General features: G+C 31.9%; 1 protein-coding gene. It reads left to right on the forward strand.

Annotated elements, in window-relative coordinates; translation table 11 throughout:
• The first annotated feature begins 799 nt into the window (after positions 1–799).
• Entirely contained in the window at positions 800–1,720 is a 921-nt protein-coding gene (locus AFK68_RS04495) for a 2OG-Fe(II) oxygenase (protein ID WP_094671766.1), read from the forward strand.
• The last annotated feature ends 1,436 nt before the right edge of the window (positions 1,721–3,156 follow it).

A 3,156-nucleotide genomic window follows, 5' to 3' on the forward strand; every position in this document is an offset into this window, starting at 1 on the left:
ACTCCCCTATTCCCCTGCTCAATAAAATGTAGAAAAGTTTTTGATAAATGGTATTATATAGGGTTCCTTAGTAAGTATTAGGTACAATAAGTTATCTGCTCAACCAAGACAAGGATAGAAAAGTAAAAAAAGCTGATAATGGATAATATCATGTCTGGATGATTAGTGATAAAAAAGTTTTTGTTTGTATAGGAATTCTGAATAGGTTGTAATATTTTACCGGAAAATTAAGGTATAAAGCCTCTCCATTCATGGATAAAAAAGAAAAAAAAATTCCTTTTAGCCAATCCTCTTCTTTATAAGAAGAGGTAATTATTAATTATTAATTATNAATTATTATAGCGGTTTTCACAAAGGTAGACTACAAAACTTCTTCCTTCTTCCTTCTCTCCTAGATAACTAAAGCCTTCTTCCTTTAAACCCAAATCCCTGTACTCTATATTAATGAAAACTGCTATAATTATTGAACGTAGGGATTTAGTTTCCAAATCCCTTATAACTTGGGTTTGGAGACCAAACCCCTACTGTTTTTTTCTCGCAAATCATTTCATATTGCTCAAGCCGTACTATAGGAATATCTATAACTTTTTGCTCAAGCCCTACTACGAGCTTTAATTATAACTATTTAACCGGACATGATATAATTGCTAACTTCTATATGATTTTAGGATAAATTTAGACATATCCTTGAGAATTCAATATTAACTTAAGTATCTACATACATCTCATCTGCAAATCAATAAGATAAACTATTAAGGTAAAGCATCATCAAACCTCTAGTAAATTATCGAATTTCATTATGTACACAGAACCAAAAGTCAACAACAGTAGCAATTTTAATCATCACAATATTGTTGCCACAGAAAGAGTCAAAAAATTACTGCTCCAGTCAATTGATACTTTAGAAGAAATTCTCAAAAATCAACAACTTCCGGCACAAGAACGAGCAACAGTAGCTCTAAAAATTCTAGAAATGACAGGTCTTTTATCTCAGCAAAATAATCCTTCACCAGCTACATTAGTATCCGAAGCTCAACAACAACTCAATGAACTACAGACAAATAATTTAGGCACAAGATTCTCTACTAAAGCACCGCCAAAAATACAAGTAAAACCTAATTTTTTATCTGCTGATTATGTAGAAATTCCAAACTTATTATTACCTGAAGATAATCAAAAAGCCATAGAAGAGGCAATTGAAAAACGAGACCAATATATTGAATCAACCACAACAACTAAAGCAGATAAATATCGCCAATCTTATGTACTATTTTCACAATACTTTCCTGAGTTATCAGCACTTATTCAAAGCAAAGTATTAGAAACATTGCCAGAAGTATTAACTAAACTAAATTTTCGTCCCTTCGAGATATCAGAAATTGAAGTGCAATTAACGGCACATAATGATGGATGTTATTACAAAATTCATAACGATGCAGGTAGCGAAAAAACTGCTAGTAGAGAACTTACTTATGTTTATTATTTTTATCAAGAACCTAAAGCTTTTTCTGGTGGTGAACTAAGAATTTATGATACTGAATTGAAAAGTGGTGGAGCAATAACTCATCAGAATTATAAAACTATTACACCTGCTAATAATTCAATTGTATTTTTTAACAGCCGTTGCCGACATGAAGTAATGCCTGTAGTTTGTCCTTCCAAAGCATTTGAACATAGTCGGTTTACAGTTAATGGTTGGATTAGAAGATTGGTCTCTTGAAAAAAGAGTCATATAATATCCGGTTGAACAGTTATTGTATAGTAGGAGAGTAGGGGAGGAGGAAAGTAGGTTCATTAATTGATAATTGATAATTGATAATTGATAATTACCTCTCCCTTTTAGGGAGAGGTAAGACACAAAGGGGGAAAAAATTTATTTTTTTTCCCCTTGAAAGGGGAGGCTTTTAACCTCAATTATTTAATTAATAATTATTAATTATTAATTACCCGGTAATAGGGGGGAGATTTGCCACTGAAATTGTGAGGATAAGTTTTTTTGATTTCATTACAGACTTGATCNTTTTTTTCCCCTTGAAAGGGGAGGCTTTTAACCTCAATTATTTAATTAATAATTATTAATTATTAATTACCCGGTAATAGGGGGGAGATTTGCCACTGAAATTGTGAGGATAAGTTTTTTTGATTTCATTACAGACTTGATCTATTTTACTTCAGTACAAATAATATCATTTCCGTTAGTATCGTTTGTGTAAAAGCAGGAAAAATATCTATCTTATGTAAGGTTTTTCCTTATATTAAAGCTTCTCTCCTAGATAACTAAAGTCTTCTTCTTTCTTCCTTATTCCTTACCGAATAATTAATATAGAAAGTCTAAATAGGTTGCGGGTAATTAAAAAGTAAATAAAAAAGTTGAAACTCTCACCTGTTTCCTATTGCCTGTTCCTTGCTCCTTGTTCCCTAAAAAGCAGTAAGATTTTTGTCACGAATAAAATAGGATTGCTATAGTTAATAATTAATAATTAAGAGTTGATAGTCAATTAATTATTCATTCAATAATTCACGCCTTGAAGCCTCCCATTGTATCGGCTGTCAACGACATGAACATTGTTAATTACTGAATTTCCCTATACAATACCGATGCTACCGGATATAATATAATTTTTTTCGCTAGTTTTTTGCCAACTCAACCATCACTCAATATTCCCTCTTCTTATGGAGTGGGAATATTTTTTTCTGTTTTGCCAATTATTGAGAGATTATTTATATTAAATACCAAACATAATGCTATTTTTGAATTTCCTCATTATCTCATCTCCCTATTAGTAATACCATTTCTCAAAAACTTTTCTATATTTGATTGAAGTAGGGGAGTGTAGGGACGTTTTGCTAACGCAAAGCTCCGCTTTATATGTCGGCGACAGCCGAAGTGCGTTTGCGGAGTATTCCGTCAGGAAAGTTGTGCGCCAGCAAAACGCGGAGCGACATGTTTGCGGAGCATTCCGGAACCGAAAACGCATTTTTGCCTGTGCAACGTCCGTACAAACAAGAATAATTAATGCTAAAATTGCTCTTTTCTAACAAAAAAGTAATTATCTTAGTTTAATTACTTAATAACTGAAGNAACAAGAATAATTAATGCTAAAATTGCTCTTTTCTAACAAAAAAGTAATTATCTTAGTTTAATTACTTAATAAC

Origin of the sequence: Hydrocoleum sp. CS-953, from assembly GCF_002260545.1 — a bacterium.
Taxonomy (GTDB): domain Bacteria; phylum Cyanobacteriota; class Cyanobacteriia; order Cyanobacteriales; family Microcoleaceae; genus Trichodesmium.

Bases quoted from the DNA above. Each gene is read 5' to 3' on its own strand.
- AFK68_RS04495 (WP_094671766.1), top strand. From the start codon at position 800: ATGTACACAGAACCAAAAGTCAACAACAGTAGCAATTTTAATCATCAC.